This is a genomic window from Tenacibaculum amylolyticum, from assembly GCF_964511145.1.
Taxonomy (GTDB): Bacteria; Bacteroidota; Bacteroidia; order Flavobacteriales; family Flavobacteriaceae; genus Polaribacter; species Polaribacter amylolyticum.
The window spans coordinates 1-19013 of record NZ_CAZEFZ010000073.1; the positions used below are offsets into that span (position 1 = coordinate 1).

Genomic DNA, 19013 nt, shown 5'->3' on the forward strand with positions numbered 1-19013 from the left:
GCGGCTGCAAATGTACAATCTCTTTTGAATCCCACAACTTTTTTTAACCAAAAAATTAAGAAAAAATCACCTCAAAAACTCAATCAACTATCAAACAACAACTTAAAGCCAAAAGTTTTTTAAGTAATTAAACATACTCACATAAAAGAACTCCCCTTCTCCTCTATTTTATTAAACAAAATATCTATTGGTTTTTGATGTATGTTTCTACTTTTTTATTCGACTTTATTAAAATGGCATCTAGAAATCGTTTCATATTACTATTCGTACTTATGTCATTTACTCTTTCTTCTCAAAATATTTTAGGTAAATGGCGTACGATACATGAAAAAACAGGAAAACCAATTTCTATAGTTGAGTTATATGAAGAAAATGGAAAGGTTTTTGGAAAAATTGTTGAGATTTTAGAAAAAGAACACGAGCATGATTTATGTACTAAATGTGACGGAAACGAAAAAAACTCTCCTATTTTAGGCCTAACTATTATTAAGAATATGGAAAAAGTAGGGAATTATTATAAGAAAGGAACTATTTTTCATCCTGTAATGGGTAGAAAATTTAGATGTAGAATAAAATTTTTAAATGATCCTGATAAAATTCAAGTGAGAGGATATTTTTTATTTTTATATGGGACTCAATATTGGGAGCGGATTAAATGATTATTCTATATTCTTCTCTCTTACAATTTAGCTTTTGTTACAAGAACTTTTTTAGCCTACTCTTTTTAATTTCTGTTTCTTTTTCTTCTTTTTACGCTTCTTTCGCATTTTAGCAAACATCTTTTTATACTTTTCAACATCTACTTCTCCACTTCTTGCATTCAATATCTCATTTGAATCTATTTTTAATTTTGGTTCTTGATACTCCAAAGCTTCATCTATGTATGCTCTTTGTAAAATATCTTCAATTAAATAATCTTCATTTTCGGATTCTGGATGAAATTCATCTTTTAGCGATAAACTAAAAACATTAGCTGTAGTATTGTACCAAAAAGCTTTCCATCCACTTCTTAATTCTTTAATGTTTTGAAAAACAGTCTTTCCTGTTTGCCTATGAATTAACTTGATTAAAACTCTTCCTTCTGTCTTCGTCATCTTTTTAATTTGGTCCGTTAACTCTTCTTCTACATATTTTTGTACTCGCTTTACATATTTTCTTCTTTTACTCTTAGATTCTATACGATTTAATCTAGCATTTAGGCTATCTAATCTTTTAGATGCTAATATAGCATATGGATACGCTTTGAATACTTTTTTTCTAAACCAATAATAGTAATTCACATCTACTTTAGATTTGAATTTATGCTTTGGCAATACTGCTACTTCATTTAATTCAATCATTAGCGTATCTCCATCTTTTACTAAAAAATATTCATCTGTAAAATTAGGTAGTGTGTCTTTTACTTGTGCTGTTAAATTAAATACAGTAGTAATAAATAAAAATATTATTCTTAATCTCATATGCTTCTTTAAAACAAATACGTTACCAAATTTATTTTATTTTATGATACTCAAAAAAAAACTCGTGATTTTCTCACGAGTTTTTTTATATTCTTTATTTTCTTAAGCAGTCATTATTGCTTCTGCTATTTTTTTATAAGTACCGTTTTCTAATTTTTCTCTAATTGCTGTAAATGCTTCAATTGTTTCATTTACATCTTCGATTTTGTGTCTCGCTGTAGGAATTAATCTTAAAATAATCATTCCTTTTGGAATTACAGGATATACTACAATTGAGCAGAAAACCCCATGGTTTTCTCTTAAATCATGTACCATAGCCATTGCTTCAGGAATATCTCCTTTTAAATACACAGGAGTAATACATGTTTGTGTAGTACCTAAATCGAAGCCAGCATTTCTTAAACCAGATTGTAAGGCATTCGTGATATCCCAAAGTCTATCTTTTAACTCTGGCATTGTACGAATCATATCTAAACGTTTTAATGCTCCTTTTACCATTGGCATTGGTAATGATTTTGCAAACATTTGAGAACGCATATTGTATTGTAAAAACTGTACTACGTCTTTATCTCCAGCAAAGAAAGCCCCTATTCCGGCCATAGATTTTGCAAATGTTGCAAAATATACATCGATACCATCTTGAATCCCTTGCTCAAAACCAGTTCCTCTACCACCTTCTCCTAAAGTTCCAAATCCATGTGCATCATCAACAAGTAACCTAAAGTTGTATTTTTCTTTTAAGGCTACAATTTCACGTAATCTTCCTTGCTCACCTCTCATACCGAAAACACCTTCAGAAACTAATAAAATACCTCCTCCAGTTTTTTCTGCCATTTTAGTTGCTCTCTTTAAATTTTTCTCGCAACTTTCAATATCGTTATGTCTATATACAAATCTTTTTCCTGCATGTAAACGAACACCATCAATAATACAAGCATGTGTATCCATATCGTATACGATGATATCATCTTTAGAAACTAATGCATCTATAGCAGAAACCATTCCTTGATATCCGAAATTCACTAAATATGAAGCTTCTTTACCAACAAACTCTGCACATTCCTTTTCTAATTGCTCGTGATATTTTGTGTGTCCAGACATCATTCTAGCTCCCATTGGGTACGCCATTCCATCTTCAGCAGCAGATTCTCCATCTACTTTTAAGACTTCTGGATGATTTGCTAAACCAAGATAATCATTAATACTCCAAGTAATAACTGGCTTTCCATTAAACTGCATCCTATTAGAAATTGGTCCTTCTAGCTTTGGAAATACGTAATAACCTTCTGCTTTATCTGCCCATTTTCCTAAAGGCCCTTTATCATTTTTAATTCTATCAAATAAATCTTTCACCATAATTACTATTACTTGTTTGGGGCGCGAAATTAAGTTTTTTTAAGGGTAAATCAAAAACTTAACGCCTTCTACTTTAATTTTATTATTAAATCATTTGCATCTACTAAAGTTCCTGAGCTTAATTGCACTTTGCCAATAACACCATTTGTAACTGCTGTAACGGTTGTTTCCATTTTCATAGCTTCAATAATAAACAATGGTTGATTTTCCTTTACAGCATCTCCTTCTTTTACTAAGACTGATGATAGTAACCCTTGTAAAGGCGCTCCGATTTGTTTTTCGTCTGAAGTTTCTGCTTTTATATTTTCTACTTTATCAACTGTAATTGAGTTATCTTTTATTTGGACATTTCTCATTTGTCCGTTAATTTTAAAGAACACACTTACAATCCCATTTTCATCTGGTTCTGACTTTTGCATTAATGAAATTAATACTCTTTTTCCTGGTTCTATATCTACCATTATTTCCTCTCCTACTTCCATTCCAAAAAAGAAGTTCTTTGTGGGAATACTCATTACATTTCCATATTTCAGATGATTATTGTAAGCATCTGTAAATACTTTTGGATATAGTTTATAAGAAAGAAAATCTGTTACTTCTAGTTCTCTTCCCATTCCTTTTGAAAATTGTCCTTTAAACTCTTCAAACTCTTTTTCAAAATCGATTGGAGCTAAATGTGCGTTTGGTCTATCTGTATAGGGCGTTTCATTTTTCAATATAATTTTCTGAAGCTTTTCTGGAAAACCTCCTACAGGTTGTCCTAAATCCCCTTTAAAGAAACTTATCACAGATTGAGGAAATGAAATTGTTTCTCCTCTTTCCATTACATCTTCAACAGTTAGATTATTACTAATCATATACTGCGCCATATCTCCTACTACTTTAGAACTTGGTGTTACCTTGATAATATCTCCAAACATATGATTTACTTCTCCATACATTTTGGTTACTTCTGTAAACTTATCTTCAAGACCTAATGCAATTGCTTGTCCTTTTAAGTTTGAATATTGGCCTCCTGGAATTTCATGTTCATATACTTCTCCTGTACCAGACTTTAAACCAGATTCAAATGGATAATAATATCCTCTTACTGCTTCCCAATAATTAGAATATTCAGCTAGCTTTTGTGTATCTAATAAGTTTTCTCTTTCATTAAACTTTAGCATTTCTACCATTGAGTTAAAATTAGGCTGAGAAGTTAACCCTGAAAGTCCACCTAAAGCTACGTCTACCACATCTACACCTGCTTCTATCGCTTTTAAATAAGTTGCAGATTGTACCGACGATGTATCGTGCGTATGTAAATGTATTGGAATATTTATTTCTGATTTTAATGCTGAAATTAATTCGTAAGCCGCTTGAGGTTTTAATAACCCCGCCATGTCTTTTACACCCAAAATATGTGAGCCTGCATTTTCTATATCTTTTGCTAACTGTAAATAATATTTTAAATCATATTTCGTTTTGCTAGGATTTAAAATATCACCGGTATAACAAATAGACGCTTCTGCTAATCCTTGTGTTTTATTACGAACATGTTTTATACAAGGCTCAATAGATTTCATCCAGTTTAAAGAATCGAAAATTCTAAATACATCTATTCCTGTTTCCCAAGATTTTTCTACAAATTTCTCGATTAAATTATCTGGATATGCGGTATATCCTACTCCATTAGAACCTCTAATAAGCATTTGCAGTAAAACATTTGGCATTGCTTTGCGTAATAATGCTAAACGTTCCCATGGATTTTCTTGTAAAAATCGTAAACACACATCAAAAGTTGCTCCTCCCCAAACTTCCATACTAAAAATGTCTGAAAAGTTTTTGGCATATCCTTCTGCTACTTTTAGCATATCTGTTGTACGCATTCTTGTGGCTAACAAACTTTGATGCGCATCACGCATAGTGGTATCTGTAAAATGAATCTTTTTCTCATTTCGTAACCACTCTGCAAATTTTTCTGGCCCTAGCTCTGTTAATAGATCTTTTGTTCCTTTAGGATATGCTTCCGCTTTTGAAAACTTCGGAATTTTGGGCTCTGTGAATTGATGACTTGGATTTACTTTTTTAACATCTGGATTTCCATTTACAACCACTTCCCCTAAAAAGTTGATTAATTTATTCGCTCTGTTTTTAGGTTCTTTAAATTTGAAAAGTCTCGGTTCATTCTTTATAAAATTCACTGTTACTTCTCCTGCTTTAAATGTTGGATGATTTAGAATGTTTTGTAAGAATGCTATATTGGTTTTAACACCTCTTACTCTAAACTCTACCAAAGCTCTTAACATTTTTCTACAAGCTCCATCTAATGTTCTACTTCTTGCTGAAGCTTTTACTAGCATAGAATCGAAGAATGGAGAAATTTTTACTCCTTGATAAATACTTCCTGCGTCTAATCGAATTCCAAATCCAGATGCACTTCTATAAGTAGTTACTGTACCATAATCTGGTTTGAAATCGTTTGCTGGATCTTCTGTAGTAATTCTACATTGTAAAGCATATCCCGATACCACAATTGATTCTTGGCTTGGAATTTTAATCTGCTTATCTGATAGTTTATAACCTCCTGCAACGAATAATTGTGTTTTTACAAGATCTATATTGGTTACCATTTCAGTAACTGTATGCTCTACTTGAATTCTTGGGTTTACTTCTATAAAGTAAATTGTATTGTCTTCATCTACTAAGAATTCTACTGTTCCTATATTATTATAATTTACTGCTTTACAAATATCTATTGCGTATTTGTATAAACTGTTTTTAGTTTCTTCTGGTAAACCATAAGAGGGTGCAAATTCAATTACTTTTTGATAACGTCTTTGTACAGAACAATCTCTTTCATATAAGTGCACCATATTTCCATGTGCATCTGCAACTATTTGAATTTCTATATGTTTAGGGTTTTCAACAAACTTTTCTAGAAAAACAGTATCATCTCCAAAAGCATTTAACGCTTCTCGTTGTGCTTCTGGGTATGCTTTTTTAAGTTCTGCTTCATTACGAATTACACGCATTCCTCTACCTCCTCCTCCAGAAGCTGCTTTTAACATTACTGGATAGCTTATTTTTTCTGCTTCTTCTAATGCTATTTCTATAGAAGTTAAGTCTTGATCGCTACTTCTAATAATAGGTACATTATTCGCAACAGCTACTTCTTTTGCTGTAATTTTATCTCCCAAAGCCTTTAATACGGATACTTTAGGGCCAACGAAAATGATTCTGTTATCCTTACATTTTTGCGCAAATTCTGCATTTTCTGATAAGAAACCGTAACCTGGATGAATTGCATCTACATTATTCTCTATTGCTACTTTAATAATTGCATCAATATCTAAATAAGGTTTCAGAGGTTCATTATCTTCTCCAATTTGATAACATTCATCTGCCTTATATCTGTGTAAAGAATAACGATCTTCATAGGTGTAAATTCCTACTGTTTTAATTCCTATTTCTACACAAGCTCTAAAAACTCTAATTGCTATTTCTCCTCGATTTGCGACAAGTACCTTTTTAATATCCATCCTTTATGCTTTGTTGTAATTTCGTTCTCCTTCAAATTTAATTGAATTTGATTTTTATTTAAAGAAATATGTACTTTTATAAGAAATAACTCACTTTTTTAACACATTACTAAAACTAACCTATTAAAAAAATTGATTTACCATTATTTTGTTATCAATTTGATAATTTGATAATTTTTAAGGCTTTTCCTCCAATTTACAAAAACGTTTTCGTTTTAAAATTTGATTATCAAACGCTTACAAAAAGCAAAAAAGATGCTTAAAAAAGCATCTTTTATTATCATCGTTTATTTAGAATCAACCCAAAACTTCTGTCTTTTTTGTTTGAAGTTCTTTTATAAATGGTTGGTTATACATTCTATTTTTTAATGCTTTATACATGGCATTTGCTACAGCACCTCCTGCAGGCGGTAAACCAGGTTCTCCTAATCCTGTTGGTGATAATTCGTTTTCTACGAAATGAACTTCAACTTCTGGTGTTTCATTCATTCTAATTAATCTATAAGTATCGAAGTTTTTAGATGATGGTTTTCCGTTTTTAAATGTGAAGTCTCCATACATTGCATGTCCAATTCCATCTAGTACACCTCCTTGAATTTGATTAATTGCTCCTGTAGGATTGATTATAATTCCACAATCTACAGCTGCAATTACTTTTTTAACTACAGGAATTCCATCTTCCATTTCTATCTCTGCTACTTCCGCTACATGAGTATTATGACTGTAATAAGCTGCAAATCCTTTATATACTCCTTCTTTCTCTTCTCCCCAATTACTTTTTTCGGCTACTAATTTAATCGTATCCTCCATTCTTTGCCCAGAGTATTCTATTTTCTCATCGTTTGTATTTTTTACGTTTTGTAATAAATCTAAACGTAATTGTACTGGGTCTTTTCCTAACTCTTCTGCTACTTCATCAAAAAAACTTTGTTCAGCAAACGCTAAGAAATTAGTATATGGTGCTCTCCAAGCTCCTGTTGTAATTTTACTTTGATAGTTTTTAGTAGATACTTTGTAATTAGGAATACATCCTGCTGGAAAGAAATTAGGTATTAAATCGTACATATTACCATTAATAGCTGCTTCTTTTAAATGATATCCCGTGAGTTTACCATCTTTAATTGATGCGGCTATTCTATATTTTATAGCTGGACGGTAAATTCCATCAGTCATATCATCTTCTCGAGAGAATACTACTTTAACTGGTTTGTTTGCTAAACTAGAAACTTCTGCTGCTTCAAGAGCGAAATCTCCATATAATCTACGACCAAAACCACCGCCCATTCGTGTCATTTCTAACTCAATTTCACTCTCTTTTCGTTTTAATAATTGAGCAACTCTACCTGCCGTCCATTGTGGTGTTTGAATAGGTCCGATTAAATGAATTCTTTCTGGAGTTACATTTGCATAAAAGTTCATAGGTTCTAAACAATTATGCGGCAAAAAAGGTGAATGGTATGTTTTCTCTACAACTTTATCTGCTTCTTTAAATGCTCTATTTACATCTCCATCATTTCTGCGTGTTTCAAAATCATTTGCATCTAAAATCCCGTTTAATATTTTGTTATGATCGTCTGTACTTTCTAAATCTTTATCGCTGCTCCAAACTGCTTTTAAGGCTTTTTTTCCTTTCATTGCAGCCCAAGTATTTGTAGCCAGTACTGCTACTTTATCTCCAAACTTTAGTACATCTGTTACTCCATTTACTTTTTTTGCTTCCGTATCGTCAAAACTAACTAATGTTTGACCAAATGCTGGAGGTCTTAATACAGAAGCATACGACATTCCTTCAGCTTTATAATCTAACCCAAATAATGGTTTGCCTGTTACAATCTTCTCTAAATCGACATTAATTGCATCTTTTCCTATAATTGTATATTCAGATGGCTTTTTTAATGTTACGTTTTCTGGTACTTCTAATGTTGCGGCTTCCTTTACGACATCTCCATACCCTAATGTTTCTCCATTCGCATTTGTAATAATTCCTTTAGAAGCTTTACACGTTGCTGCATCTACTCCCCATTTTGCGGCTGCTGCATTAACCAGCATTTGCTTCGTTGTAGCTCCAGTTTGTCTAAGCGCATCCCATCCAAAACGTATAGATTGACTACCTCCTGCTACCTGACGGGTGTATTCTTTCTTATTATATTTTGCTTGTGCTACATTCACCTTATCCCATTCTACATCTAATTCTTCTGCAATAATCATAGGCATTGCTGTTTTTACTCCTTGTCCTATTTCTGGGTTTGGAGAAAAAATAGTTACGTATCCATTATCCGCTATTTTAATGAAAGCATTGAAATCATTAAAATTTAAGTTTGCGATATCTACTGGTGGTTTTGCTTCTGTTTTACATGCTGTAAATAGATTAAATCCTACCAATAATCCTCCACTAGCTAATGCTGAAGTTTTCAAAAAGTTTCTTCTGCTAAACGCTAAATTGTTTTCTTGTACACTCATGATGATTAGCTTTAAGACATTTTTGTTGCAGCTTTTGCAACTGCTTTTTCTATTCTATTATACGATGCACATCTACAAATATTTCCATGCATTGCTTCACGGATTTCTTTTGTAGTAGGATTCGGGTTATCTTTTAAGAATGCAGCAGCTGTCATAATTTGCCCTGCTTGACAATACCCACACTGAGGTACATCTACTTCTTTCCAAGCTTCTTGTAATGGGTGATCTCCTTTTTTTGAAAGTCCTTCAATAGTTGTTATTTCTTCATTATCAATCATTGAAACTTGTAATTGACAACTTCTCATCGCTGTTCCATCTACATGAACTGTACAAGCACCGCATTGGGCTATTCCACAACCAAATTTAGTTCCTACCAAATTTAATTCGTCTCGTAAAATCCAAAGCATAGGAGTATCAGCATCAGCGGTAACAGTGACTAAATCACCGTTGATTTTTAGATTATAGGTTGGCATTGTTTTGTTAGTTTTTATGAGCTAATTAAGTTACAAAAAATATAGTTTCAATAAGACTACAATGTATCTTTTAAGATTTTTTTAATAGAAAAAGAGCCGTTTAATAACGACTCTTTTCTGCTTTCATCTAAAATGATTTATTTTTCTCAAGATATAATTCAAATGAAATTACATTGCTTCATCTATAATTCCTTGAACTACCTCTGGATTTAATAATGTACTTGTATCTCCTAAGTTGCTAATATCTTTAGAAGCTATTTTTCGTAAAATTCTTCTCATTATTTTCCCTGAACGTGTTTTAGGCAATCCTTGAGTGAATTGAATTTTATCTAGTTTCGCAATAGGGCCAACTTGTTCTGTAATAATTTGATTAATCTCTTTTCTTAAATTATCATGATTTCTAGATTCTCCTGTATCTTTTAAAATCACATATCCGTATAAAGCATTTCCTTTAATATCGTGAGGGAAACCAACAATAGCTGATTCTGCCACAGCTGGATGTTCATTTATTGCATCTTCTATAGGAGCAGTTCCTAAATTATGTCCAGAAACAATAATTACATCATCTACTCTACCTGTTATTCTATAATAACCAACTTCATCACGCAATGCACCGTCTCCTGTAAAGTATTTATTTTCAAATGCTGAAAAATATGTGTCTTTATATCGCTCGTGATTTCCCCAAATAGTTCTAGCCATAGATGGCCATGGGAATTGTATACATAACTTCCCTTCTACTTGATTACCTTTTACCACTTCACCTTCAGTATCCATTAAAACTGGTTGAATTCCCGGAAACGGTAATGTTGCGTAGGTTGGTTTTGTTGGCGTAGAAAATGGAATTGGGGTAATCATTATTCCACCTGTTTCTGTTTGCCACCATGTATCTACGATAGGACTTTTTCTTTTTCCTATGTTATCGTCATACCAATGCCATGCTTCTTCATTAATAGGCTCTCCTACTGTTCCTAGAATTTTTAACGATGATAAATTATGTGGTTCTACATGTGCTAAGCCTTCTTTTGCTAAAGCTCTAATTGCCGTTGGCGCTGTATAAAACTGGTTGATTTTATGTTTTTCTACAATTTGCCAAAAACGTCCGTAATCTGGATAACTTGGTACTCCTTCAAACATTACTGTAGTCGCTCCATTAGCCAGAGGCCCATATACAATATAACTATGTCCTGTAATCCATCCAATATCTGCTGTACACCAATACACATCATTTTCCTTATACTGAAATACATTTTTAAATGTGTACGCAGTATATACCATATAACCTGCTGTGGTATGTAACATTCCTTTTGGTTTTCCTGTAGAACCAGATGTGTATAGAATAAATAAAGGATCTTCTGCATCCATTACCTCAGCATTACATTCGTCAGAAGCAGCAGCCAGTAATGGTTCAATCCATACATCTCTTCCTTCTTTCATTAGCACTTCTGAATTGATACGTTTTACTACTAATACATCTGAAATTGTTGGACAGTCAACTAATGCTTCGTCTACAATGCTTTTTAAATCAATCGTTTTTGAACCACGAAAAGAACCATCTGAAGTTATAACCATTTTACATTCAGAATCGTTTATTCTAGTAGCTAATGCTGTTGAAGAAAAACCTGCAAATACAACAGAATGAATTGCTCCAATTCTTGCACAGGCTAATAATGAAATAGCTAATTCTGGAATCATTGGTAAGTAAATACATACTCTATCTCCTTTTTTAATTCCTTTAGATTTTAAAACATTCGCAAATTTATTGACCCTCTTATGTAGTTCTTTATATGAAATTGCTTGTGCTTCTTCATCTGGATTATTAGGTTCGAATAAAATTGCTGTTTTATCTCCCCTAGTAGTTAAATGCCTATCTATACAATTTTCTGTTATATTCAGTTTAGCTCCTTCAAACCATTTTACTTCTGGTTTTGAAAAATTCCAACTTAAAACATTATCCCATCTTTTTCTCCATAAAAAATGCTCTTCTGCTATTTCTTCCCAAAAGTTTTCTGGATTACGTACTGATTTTCTATATACTTGAAAATATTCTTCTAGATTCTTGATGTGGTAGTTACTCATGTTTGATTTATTTGCCCTATAAATTTATTGTTTTTATTAAAACATCGTCAAAATTTAGTTACAAATCTTGGAGAAAATTTATCTTTGAATTTAACTATTAAGAGAAAAAGTGTTTCATAAAAATTACATGTAAAATGTATCATCTTATCAAAAAAACTAAACTTTACCAGAAATATATTATTCAAGAAAAATTACTTGGTTTAATACAAACTTTCTATATAAGTTTCGTCGCTAGATGGTATTTTATAAAATATAGAAATCAACTGATTCGTTCTTCTTATATAATTGATTCTAAAGTAACATATTATGCTATGCCTGGTGGTATGATTTGGGAGGATGAATATGAAGATCGTTTATTACACAAAATATCCAATATTCTAGGCTTTGCTATAGTCTACAGAACTAAGTTATTAAAATATCCCGATTACGAAAAGAGAACCAAACATCTTAATGATAAACATAAGACAGTTTTTTATTTAGCTAAAAAGTATTTCCCTGATTGGATTGGTTTTCAAAAATCTAGATGTAGCTATTCTTCTAAATTATCTAGTAAAATATATAGAATAGAGAAAGTAGTTAGTTGGAGAGTAAAGAGATTTGAACAAGAATTAGACAACTATGATCAAACTCATGATTTTGACTAAAATTAATTTTCTATTTCTTCAAGCAATAAATTATAATCGTATTGTAAGTCTTCATGCAGACTTTGCATTGTTTTTTTTATCATTCTTATTTGTGTATCAAACACATTTTGAATTCGCGGACTTTTTTTAATTGACGGTTTAAAATTCTTTAGTTTCATACAGAAATATAACAATAGCTCTACTTCTGTACTTTTTTTCTTTGAATAGCGAATGTATTTTTTAATTGTAGTTAGTATTTTTCGAACACTTTTTCTAATATAAAAGAAACTCTTCGTATTGATTTCGCTAAACATTACATCCATTTCTTCTTTTATAGCTTCAATATATCGGTCTTCATCATGAGCTTCGAACAATAAATATGTTAGTAATTCTTTATTTTCTTTCTTAAAACGAGCTAATTTTAAGCATACTTCTAATAGTTCTGCTGAATTTTTATGTTTTAACTCATCTTTTAAAGTTTTAATTGAAGCTGCTTTCATTTATCTTTTATTGAATTTATTTATATGATTATCCGTAATACATAATAAGTAACAAACGTCAACCTGAACTTGTTCTAGGTTCTCATTCCAAATCATTGTTTAATAGTACGATGAGATTCCGAAATAAATTCGGAATGACGCTAAAAACATAATTATGACTCGATACGGATATTCAATTTTATTTATATCTTTTTATATAATTACAAACCTGTAATGCATAAAAAAACCTCGTAAAGATAATTTTTACGAGGCTTTTACAATTATTTTTTGAATATTATTTAATACTAGGTATTTCTACCAATTCATTAACATCTTCATTGTAATCTACTCCTTCAACTTTAAATCCAAATAAGTTAAAGAAATCATTACTATATCCTTTTAAATCTCCTATTTCAGAAAGGTTATCTGTATCTGCTTTTTCCCAAAGCTTGCTTATTTCAGCTTGCACATCTTCTCTCATTTCCCAATCATCGATACGAATTCTTCCTTTATCATCTAAATCTAGGTTTCCTCCATATAATCTTTCAGCATATAAACGTTGAATTTGTTCTATACAACCTTCATGTATTCCTTTCTCTTTCATCACTTTAAATAATAAAGAAATATATAATGGAATTACAGGAATAGCTGAACTAGCCTGAGTTACTAAAGCCTTGTTTACAGAAACATAAGCTTCTCCCCCTATAGCTTTTAAATCATCAGAAATTGTAAATGCCGTAGCTTCTAAATGATCTTTTGCTGCTCCAATAGTTCCTTTTCTATATACTGCCTCTGTTAATGAAGGTCCGATGTAAGAATATGCAATTGTTTTTACTCCTTCAGCTAAAACATTCTCAGCTTTTAAAGCATCCATCCACATTTTCCAATCTTCACCTCCCATTACAGTCACTGTATTTTCTATATCGTCTCCTTCTGCTGGCTTTATAGAAATTTCAGATACTTTTCCTGTGTGAAAATCAACTGTTTTATTTGAGAACTCTCCTCCAATTGGCTTTAATACTGACTTAAATCGTTTACCGCTAACCGGGTGTGTTCTTACTGGTGATGCTAAACTATAAATTACTAAATCTACCTGACCTAAATCTTCCTTGATTAGCTTAATAACTTCTTCTTTAACTTCATTAGAAAAAGCATCTCCATTTATACTTTTAGCGTATAAACCTGCTTTTTTTGCTTCATTTTCAAATGCAGCAGTGTTATAAAACCCAGGTGAAGCAGGTCTTCCCGTACTTGCTGGCTTATCAAAAAATACTCCAATAGTAGCCGCATCAGATCCAAATGCACTTGTAATTCTTGACGCTAATCCAAATCCTGTTGAAGCTCCTATTACTAATACTTTCTTAGCTCCTTCAATTTTTCCTTTAGACTTTATATATTCTATTTGTTGTTTTACATTTTGCTCACAACCTTTTGGATGTGCTGTTAAACAAATAAAGCCTCTAGTTTTTGGTTCTATGATCATTGTTGTTGTTTGTTTTAATACACTTAATTTGATTGGTTATCTGTAATTCTTTTCCCAATCATATTCAATATTCTTTTATTGAACTCTGTTTCTTTTTCTTTATATATCAAAAATTCATCTGATGTGAATTGACCAATGATTAATCCTAATAACTGATTTCTTAAAACTATGTTTTTCTTTATAGTTTCGTTTATTTTAGTTTCAAACATTGCTTTATCAGCTACTTGAACAACTAACTTTTGCTTTTCTAAAAAACGAAAAAACACCAAACCTATAATATCATTTTGTAATTTTAAAATAGGTCGTAATACTTCATTTTGAAATTGTTCTTCTTTTGAACTAGAAGTTAGGTTTAAATTTGGTCTTATTGATATCTTACTTTTACTCATTCCAATATTAAGAGTTTACAAATTTATTCAATAACTTACTATATCTAATAGGTAAATCTTTTTCTTCCCAAACTTCTCCCTTAATATCTATTAACTCTTTGTTTTCTATTCTAGGCAGTAATTTTTCAAATCTCTTAAAATATACTTCTTGAATAGCTTCCTCCAATAAATCTAATTTTTTGTTTGGATAGTTAAATTCTTCAATATCCTTTTTTAATAATAACTCTACATTCAGACTCACATGTTTAAATACTACTCTACCCTGACTTATTAAGACATCTAAAAATAGTGTTATCCTAAAATCATCAATGCCCTTAAAAATTATGGCAACTGCTGCTAATACATCATAATTCATTTGATCTCTATACAAACGAATCAATAAATTATGTAGCCTTACTAATTCCGAATTTGATAACTTATACAAATGATCCTTAAATAATCCATAAAAGTTAGCATACTTACCTTTACATTTTAATCGTAATTCATCCACTACCTCCCAAAAATCGTCTTCATCAAACTCCGTAAAATCTTCTCTTATCTTCTGCTCTCTTTTAATCGCTTCAAATTCCTTGTTTCTCCTCTCTAGAATTTCTTCATCTAACTCTTTAGACTCCCGTTCTTCCTTAAAAAAGTTTATAGAATGATAAGCAAGCAATACTAATGCAATCGATATAGGAAGCCATAAGTTATCCATTTAGGAAATCGGTAACGTTCTTCTCTATTCTATCTAAGATATTTTCTGTGTTTGCTTTCACAAATGTTTCACCTGTTATTTGCTCGTATAGTTCAATATATCTATTAGAGATTTCTAGAATTTTCTCATCACTCATTTCTGGAATTTGTTGTCCTTCTTTTCCTTGAAATCCATTTTCTATTAGCCACTGACGCACAAATTCTTTAGATAATTGTTTTTGTTTTTCTCTCTTTGCTTGTCTTTCTTTATAACCTTCTTCATAAAAATATCTAGATGAATCTGGTGTGTGAATTTCGTCTATTAAAACAATTTTTCCTTCTTTGGTTTTTCCAAATTCATATTTAGTGTCTACTAAAATCAATCCACGCCTTGCAGCTATTTCTGTACCTCTAGCAAACAATTTCCTTGTGTAATCTTCTAATATTAAATAATCTTCCTCAGAAACAATTCCTTTTGCTAAAATTTCTTCTCTAGAAATATCCTCATCGTGTTCTCCATTATCTGCTTTAGTAGATGGTGTAATTATTGGAGTTGGAAATTGATCGTTTTCTTTCATTCCTTCAGCCATGGCTACGCCACATAATATTCGCTTTCCTGCTTTATATTCTCTAGCTGCGTGTCCTGATAAATATCCTCTAATAACCATTTCTACTTTAAAAGGTTCACATAAATCTCCAACTGCAACGTTTTCATCTGGATTTGCTATTAACCAATTCGGAACAATATCAGCAGTATCATTCATCATTTTTGTTGCAATTTGGTTTAGGATTTGTCCTTTAAAAGGAATTTGTCTAGGCATAATAACATCGAATGCAGATAAACGATCAGATGCTATCATTACTAATAAGGAGTCGTCTATGTTATAGACTTCTCTAACTTTTCCTTTGTATACAGATTTTTGACCTGGAAAGTTAAAGTTGGTTTTGTTAATTGTATTCATTCTATTGTGTTGTTGTGCCGCAAAAATATGTTTTTAACCTTAAATGTTGAAGGTTTTGTAGTTGAAAGTTATAAAGTTGGGAAGCTATAAAATCTTAAAAGGTATTAGGAGTGAATAAAAGTAATTATATTAATTCTAAGCTAGAGTTTATTTCTTAGGCAACCTTTTTATTTGTTTTACATTATCTGCTATGGGAGTTACAGCAATAATTCTTTCTCCATCTTCTATATAGAAAATGAATGCGCTATTTTGTCCAATGAGTCTTATCTTTTTCTCGCTATTATCTTTAAAAACTAACTGATAGTTTGGTTTTAATTCACTTGTAGAAATTCTTCTTTGCACACCTATTCCCATTCCCAATCTCATAGACACAAACATTAAAAAGAATAAGAATAATATTCCTTGGCGTAAATTTTTCTTATCTTCCATATCTTTATAAAGCTTATCCCACTTTTCTACATTATAAATTTTCTGATACCATTTTTTGTCTCTAAATCTTTTATAGATTCTAAAAGACCATTTTGTGGTATACACATACATGAAAGAAAAAGCGATAACTAGTACTATAGTAAGTTTCCAGTTATTTGTTAATAAACTAAAAGGAGAAACTAACGCGTCTAAAATAGACACGTAGTTTAAATACGGAATTCCTAAAATTGCGTAGAAAATAGCATCGCTTACAATTCCTAAAAGAATTAAATAAATATATCCTACATAAAAATATTCTTGTAAGCTTAGGTTTTTAAACATCCTTATTCTGTTTCAATTCCTTTATATGCTGAAATAATCTTTCTAACTAATCTATGACGAATCACATCTTTGTCATCTAAATATACTTGTCCGATTCCTTTGATATCTTTTAAAGCTAACAATGCTTCTTTCAAACCAGAAACTTGTTTACGAGGTAAGTCTATTTGTCCTGGGTCTCCAGTTATGATAAACTTTGCATGCATTCCCATACGCGTTAAGAACATTTTCATTTGGGCATGCGTTGTATTTTGAGCTTCATCTAAAATTACAAAAGCGTTATCTAAAGTTCTACCACGCATAAATGCCAAAGGTGCAATTTGTATTGTACCATTTTCTAAATACACTTGTAATTTTTCAGAAGGAATCATATCTCTTAATGCATCATATAATGGTTGCATATAAGGATCTAGCTTTTCTTTTAAATCTCCTGGTAAAAAACCGAGATTCTCTCCAGATTCTACAGCAGGTCTTGTTAAAATAATTCTTCTAACATCCTTTTCTTTTAATGCTTTTACAGCTAACGCAACAGCAGTATATGTTTTACCTGTTCCTGCTGGACCAACAGCAAATAACAAATCATTGTCATGCATTAATGCAACCATTTTTCGTTGGTTTGCTGTTTGAGGCTTTATGATTTTTCCACTAACTCCGTGGACTAAAATATCTTTTGCTTCTCCAAATTTTCTTTCTTCTTCCTCTTTTCCTGTAGAAGTTAAGATTCTTTCTATGCTATTTTCATCTAATTTATTATACCTATTAAAGTACTTTATTAGCCTTTCTAACCTCTTTTCAAATTCGTCTAAAATCTCAGGATCTCCATAGACTTTTAATTGATTGCCTCTGGCAACAATCTTGATTTTAGGAAAATATGTTTTTAATAGGGAAATTGTGCGGTTTTGTGCACCAAAAAATTCATTTGGGTTAATTTCTGTAAGTTCAATTACTCTTTCGTTCAAATGCTACTATTTTTAATTTTATTATGTTTAAATGTAATGATTATTTTATTCATTTGTGTAGCTTTGCTTTAATTTTTAGCTTAGTTTTTCACAAACTAATTAACAATTACAAGAAACTTTAAATGGCTCTAATTACCTTTACTACAGATTTTGGCACCAAAGATCATTTCGTAGGTGCTGTAAAAGGAGCTATTTATACTGAGTTACCTGAGGCTACAATTGTTGATATTACGCACGAAATAACACCTTTTAATATTACTGAAACAGCTTATGTTGTAAAGAATGCTTACAAGAGCTTCCCTAAAGGTACGATACATATTATAGGTGTAGATTCTGAATTGAGCATTCGAAATAAACATATTGCTATTTTCTTAGATGACCATTACTTTATTTGTCCAGATAATGGTGTTATTTCTATGATTGCTTCAGAAATTCAACCTACCAAAATTGTAGAAATTAATATTCATAATCATATAGAAAGTAGTTTCCCTGTTTTGGATGTTTTTGTAAAGGTTGCTGGTTTTATTGCCAGAGGAGGAAAACTCGATGTTGTAGGTAAAGAGATTCAATCTTATAAAAAAATGATTGAAATTCAGCCTAAAGTTAATCAAGAACGAAATACTATTATTGGTGGTATTGTTTACATTGATAATTATGGTAATGTGATTAGTAACATTAGTAAGAAAATATTTACTGAAATAGGTAAAGACAGAGCTTTTAAAATTACTGCTAGACGTTATACTTTTGACAAGGTATTTCATCAATACAATGAAATTGTAGACTTTTCTGTGGAAGACATTCGTCAATATGATGGAAATAAATTAGCTTTATTTAATTCTGCTAATTACTTAGAAATTGCTATTTATAGAAGTAATTTAAAAACTGTTGGAGGTGCTTCTACTTTATTAGGTCTACGCTATAGAGATAGAATTACTATTGAGTTTTTTGATGAAGTGAACCCTGACTTTACTCCTATTTAAGATTTTCAATTGAGAAAAAGTTTAACGTTTAGGCGATAATATTAATTAGAAATAATAAACTTATATGTTTGTACGTATTGTAAAAATGAGCTTTCAGCCTGAAAAAATTGAAACATTTTTAGCCAATTTTGATAAAAAGAAAACGTTTATACGAAACTTCCCTGGATGCCGTTTATTAGAATTGTATAGAGACAAAACAAATCCTAATATATTTTTCACTTACAGTTATTGGGAAACAGAACAAGATTTAGAGAATTATAGACACTCAGAATTATTTCAAAACATATGGGCAGAGACTAAAGTCTTTTTTAACGATAAGCCTCTTGCTTGGAGTGTTGATAAAGTTGTAAGTTTGAGTTAGCTAAAAAATTAT

General features: G+C 31.1%; 17 protein-coding genes. 4 read left to right on the forward strand and 13 right to left on the reverse strand.

The features are described from left to right. The first annotated feature begins 272 nt into the window (after positions 1-272). On the forward strand, positions 273-659 hold the full coding sequence (locus ACKTTC_RS17520; protein ID WP_408041156.1) for a DUF2147 domain-containing protein: 387 nt from the start codon (positions 273-275) through the stop codon (positions 657-659). 51 nt (positions 660-710) lie between these two features. On the opposite strand, the gene ACKTTC_RS17525 is transcribed toward ACKTTC_RS17520, so the two are convergent. The 6 genes from ACKTTC_RS17525 to acs all read right to left on the reverse strand — a co-directional run bounded on the left by ACKTTC_RS17525 (position 711) and on the right by acs (position 11346). After that, entirely contained in the window at positions 711-1460 is a 750-nt protein-coding gene (locus ACKTTC_RS17525; RefSeq protein WP_408041157.1) for a DUF4294 domain-containing protein, read from the reverse strand. Positions 1461-1562: 102 nt separating this feature from the next. Further along, positions 1563-2813 carry an aminotransferase class I/II-fold pyridoxal phosphate-dependent enzyme gene (locus ACKTTC_RS17530; protein WP_408041211.1) on the reverse strand — a complete coding sequence of 417 codons (1251 nt, stop codon included), beginning with the start codon at positions 2811-2813 and terminating at the stop codon, positions 1563-1565. Positions 2814-2884: 71 nt separating this feature from the next. Beyond that, a complete protein-coding gene (locus ACKTTC_RS17535) occupies positions 2885-6337 on the reverse strand; it encodes a pyruvate carboxylase (RefSeq protein ID WP_408041158.1) in 3453 nt (1150 codons plus the stop codon). Positions 6338-6634: 297 nt separating this feature from the next. Beyond that, on the reverse strand, positions 6635-8797 hold the full coding sequence (locus tag ACKTTC_RS17540) for a xanthine dehydrogenase family protein molybdopterin-binding subunit (protein WP_408041159.1): 2163 nt from the start codon (positions 8795-8797) through the stop codon (positions 6635-6637). Positions 8798-8808: 11 nt separating this feature from the next. Beyond that, the gene (locus tag ACKTTC_RS17545) at positions 8809-9270 is read right to left on the reverse strand and encodes a (2Fe-2S)-binding protein (protein WP_408041160.1); all 462 of its coding nucleotides are present in this window, start codon (positions 9268-9270) and stop codon (positions 8809-8811) included. 168 nt (positions 9271-9438) lie between these two features. Beyond that, positions 9439-11346, reverse strand: a complete 1908-nt coding sequence (acs, locus tag ACKTTC_RS17550) for an acetate--CoA ligase (protein WP_408041161.1) — start codon at positions 11344-11346, stop codon at positions 9439-9441. A gap of 134 nt (positions 11347-11480) precedes the next feature. Between acs and ACKTTC_RS17555 the strand changes: the two genes are divergently transcribed. Then, on the forward strand, positions 11481-11990 hold the full coding sequence (locus ACKTTC_RS17555; RefSeq protein ID WP_408041162.1) for a hypothetical protein: 510 nt from the start codon (positions 11481-11483) through the stop codon (positions 11988-11990). 2 nt (positions 11991-11992) lie between these two features. Here ACKTTC_RS17555 and ACKTTC_RS17560 read toward each other — a convergent pair whose 3' ends face one another. From ACKTTC_RS17560 to ACKTTC_RS17590, 7 genes are all read right to left on the reverse strand, one after another. After that, positions 11993-12469, reverse strand: coding sequence for a hypothetical protein (locus ACKTTC_RS17560; protein ID WP_408041163.1), 477 nt, complete (start codon positions 12467-12469; stop codon positions 11993-11995). Positions 12470-12743: 274 nt separating this feature from the next. Next, positions 12744-13931, reverse strand: a complete 1188-nt coding sequence (gene fabV, locus ACKTTC_RS17565; protein WP_408041164.1) for an enoyl-ACP reductase FabV — start codon at positions 13929-13931, stop codon at positions 12744-12746. Between the two features lie 23 nt (positions 13932-13954). Beyond that, entirely contained in the window at positions 13955-14320 is a 366-nt protein-coding gene (locus tag ACKTTC_RS17570; protein WP_408041165.1) for a glyoxalase, read from the reverse strand. Positions 14321-14327: 7 nt separating this feature from the next. After that, a complete protein-coding gene (locus ACKTTC_RS17575) occupies positions 14328-15014 on the reverse strand; it encodes a DUF4240 domain-containing protein (RefSeq protein WP_408041166.1) in 687 nt (228 codons plus the stop codon). Continuing rightward, positions 15007-15954 (reverse strand): phosphoribosylaminoimidazolesuccinocarboxamide synthase, encoded by a 948-nt coding sequence (locus ACKTTC_RS17580; protein ID WP_408041167.1) that lies wholly within the window; start codon positions 15952-15954, stop codon positions 15007-15009. Before ACKTTC_RS17580 ends, ACKTTC_RS17575 begins: the two co-directional genes overlap by 8 nt. Before the next feature lie 147 nt (positions 15955-16101). Next, entirely contained in the window at positions 16102-16704 is a 603-nt protein-coding gene (locus ACKTTC_RS17585; RefSeq protein ID WP_408041168.1) for a hypothetical protein, read from the reverse strand. A gap of 2 nt (positions 16705-16706) precedes the next feature. After that, complete coding sequence (locus ACKTTC_RS17590; RefSeq protein WP_408041169.1) at positions 16707-17660, reverse strand: PhoH family protein; 954 nt, start codon at positions 17658-17660, stop codon at positions 16707-16709. Between the two features lie 122 nt (positions 17661-17782). Here ACKTTC_RS17590 and ACKTTC_RS17595 point away from each other — a divergent pair, with 122 nt between their 5' ends. Both ACKTTC_RS17595 and ACKTTC_RS17600 read left to right on the forward strand, forming a co-directional pair. After that, on the forward strand, positions 17783-18640 hold the full coding sequence (locus ACKTTC_RS17595) for an SAM hydrolase/SAM-dependent halogenase family protein (RefSeq protein ID WP_408041170.1): 858 nt from the start codon (positions 17783-17785) through the stop codon (positions 18638-18640). Between the two features lie 64 nt (positions 18641-18704). Continuing rightward, positions 18705-19001: a putative quinol monooxygenase gene (locus ACKTTC_RS17600; RefSeq protein WP_408041171.1), complete on the forward strand. Its 297-nt coding sequence runs from the start codon at positions 18705-18707 to the stop codon at positions 18999-19001. Positions 19002-19013 lie beyond the last annotated feature (12 nt).

What these genes read in the sequence shown, in the direction of transcription:
- ACKTTC_RS17520 (WP_408041156.1), top strand. Translation starts at nt 273, where the DNA reads ATGTCATTTACTCTTTCTTCTCAAAATATTTTAGGTAAATGGCGTACG.
- ACKTTC_RS17525 (WP_408041157.1), bottom strand. Translation starts at nt 1,460, where the DNA reads ATGAGATTAAGAATAATATTTTTATTTATTACTACTGTATTTAATTTA.
- ACKTTC_RS17535 (WP_408041158.1), bottom strand. Translation starts at nt 6,337, where the DNA reads ATGGATATTAAAAAGGTACTTGTCGCAAATCGAGGAGAAATAGCAATT.
- ACKTTC_RS17540 (WP_408041159.1), bottom strand. Translation starts at nt 8,797, where the DNA reads ATGAGTGTACAAGAAAACAATTTAGCGTTTAGCAGAAGAAACTTTTTG.
- ACKTTC_RS17545 (WP_408041160.1), bottom strand. Translation starts at nt 9,270, where the DNA reads ATGCCAACCTATAATCTAAAAATCAACGGTGATTTAGTCACTGTTACC.
- acs (WP_408041161.1), bottom strand. Translation starts at nt 11,346, where the DNA reads ATGAGTAACTACCACATCAAGAATCTAGAAGAATATTTTCAAGTATAT.
- ACKTTC_RS17555 (WP_408041162.1), top strand. Translation starts at nt 11,481, where the DNA reads ATGTATCATCTTATCAAAAAAACTAAACTTTACCAGAAATATATTATT.
- ACKTTC_RS17560 (WP_408041163.1), bottom strand. Translation starts at nt 12,469, where the DNA reads ATGAAAGCAGCTTCAATTAAAACTTTAAAAGATGAGTTAAAACATAAA.
- fabV (WP_408041164.1), bottom strand. Translation starts at nt 13,931, where the DNA reads ATGATCATAGAACCAAAAACTAGAGGCTTTATTTGTTTAACAGCACAT.
- ACKTTC_RS17570 (WP_408041165.1), bottom strand. Translation starts at nt 14,320, where the DNA reads ATGAGTAAAAGTAAGATATCAATAAGACCAAATTTAAACCTAACTTCT.
- ACKTTC_RS17575 (WP_408041166.1), bottom strand. Translation starts at nt 15,014, where the DNA reads ATGGATAACTTATGGCTTCCTATATCGATTGCATTAGTATTGCTTGCT.
- ACKTTC_RS17580 (WP_408041167.1), bottom strand. Translation starts at nt 15,954, where the DNA reads ATGAATACAATTAACAAAACCAACTTTAACTTTCCAGGTCAAAAATCT.
- ACKTTC_RS17585 (WP_408041168.1), bottom strand. Translation starts at nt 16,704, where the DNA reads ATGTTTAAAAACCTAAGCTTACAAGAATATTTTTATGTAGGATATATT.
- ACKTTC_RS17595 (WP_408041170.1), top strand. Translation starts at nt 17,783, where the DNA reads ATGGCTCTAATTACCTTTACTACAGATTTTGGCACCAAAGATCATTTC.
- ACKTTC_RS17600 (WP_408041171.1), top strand. Translation starts at nt 18,705, where the DNA reads ATGTTTGTACGTATTGTAAAAATGAGCTTTCAGCCTGAAAAAATTGAA.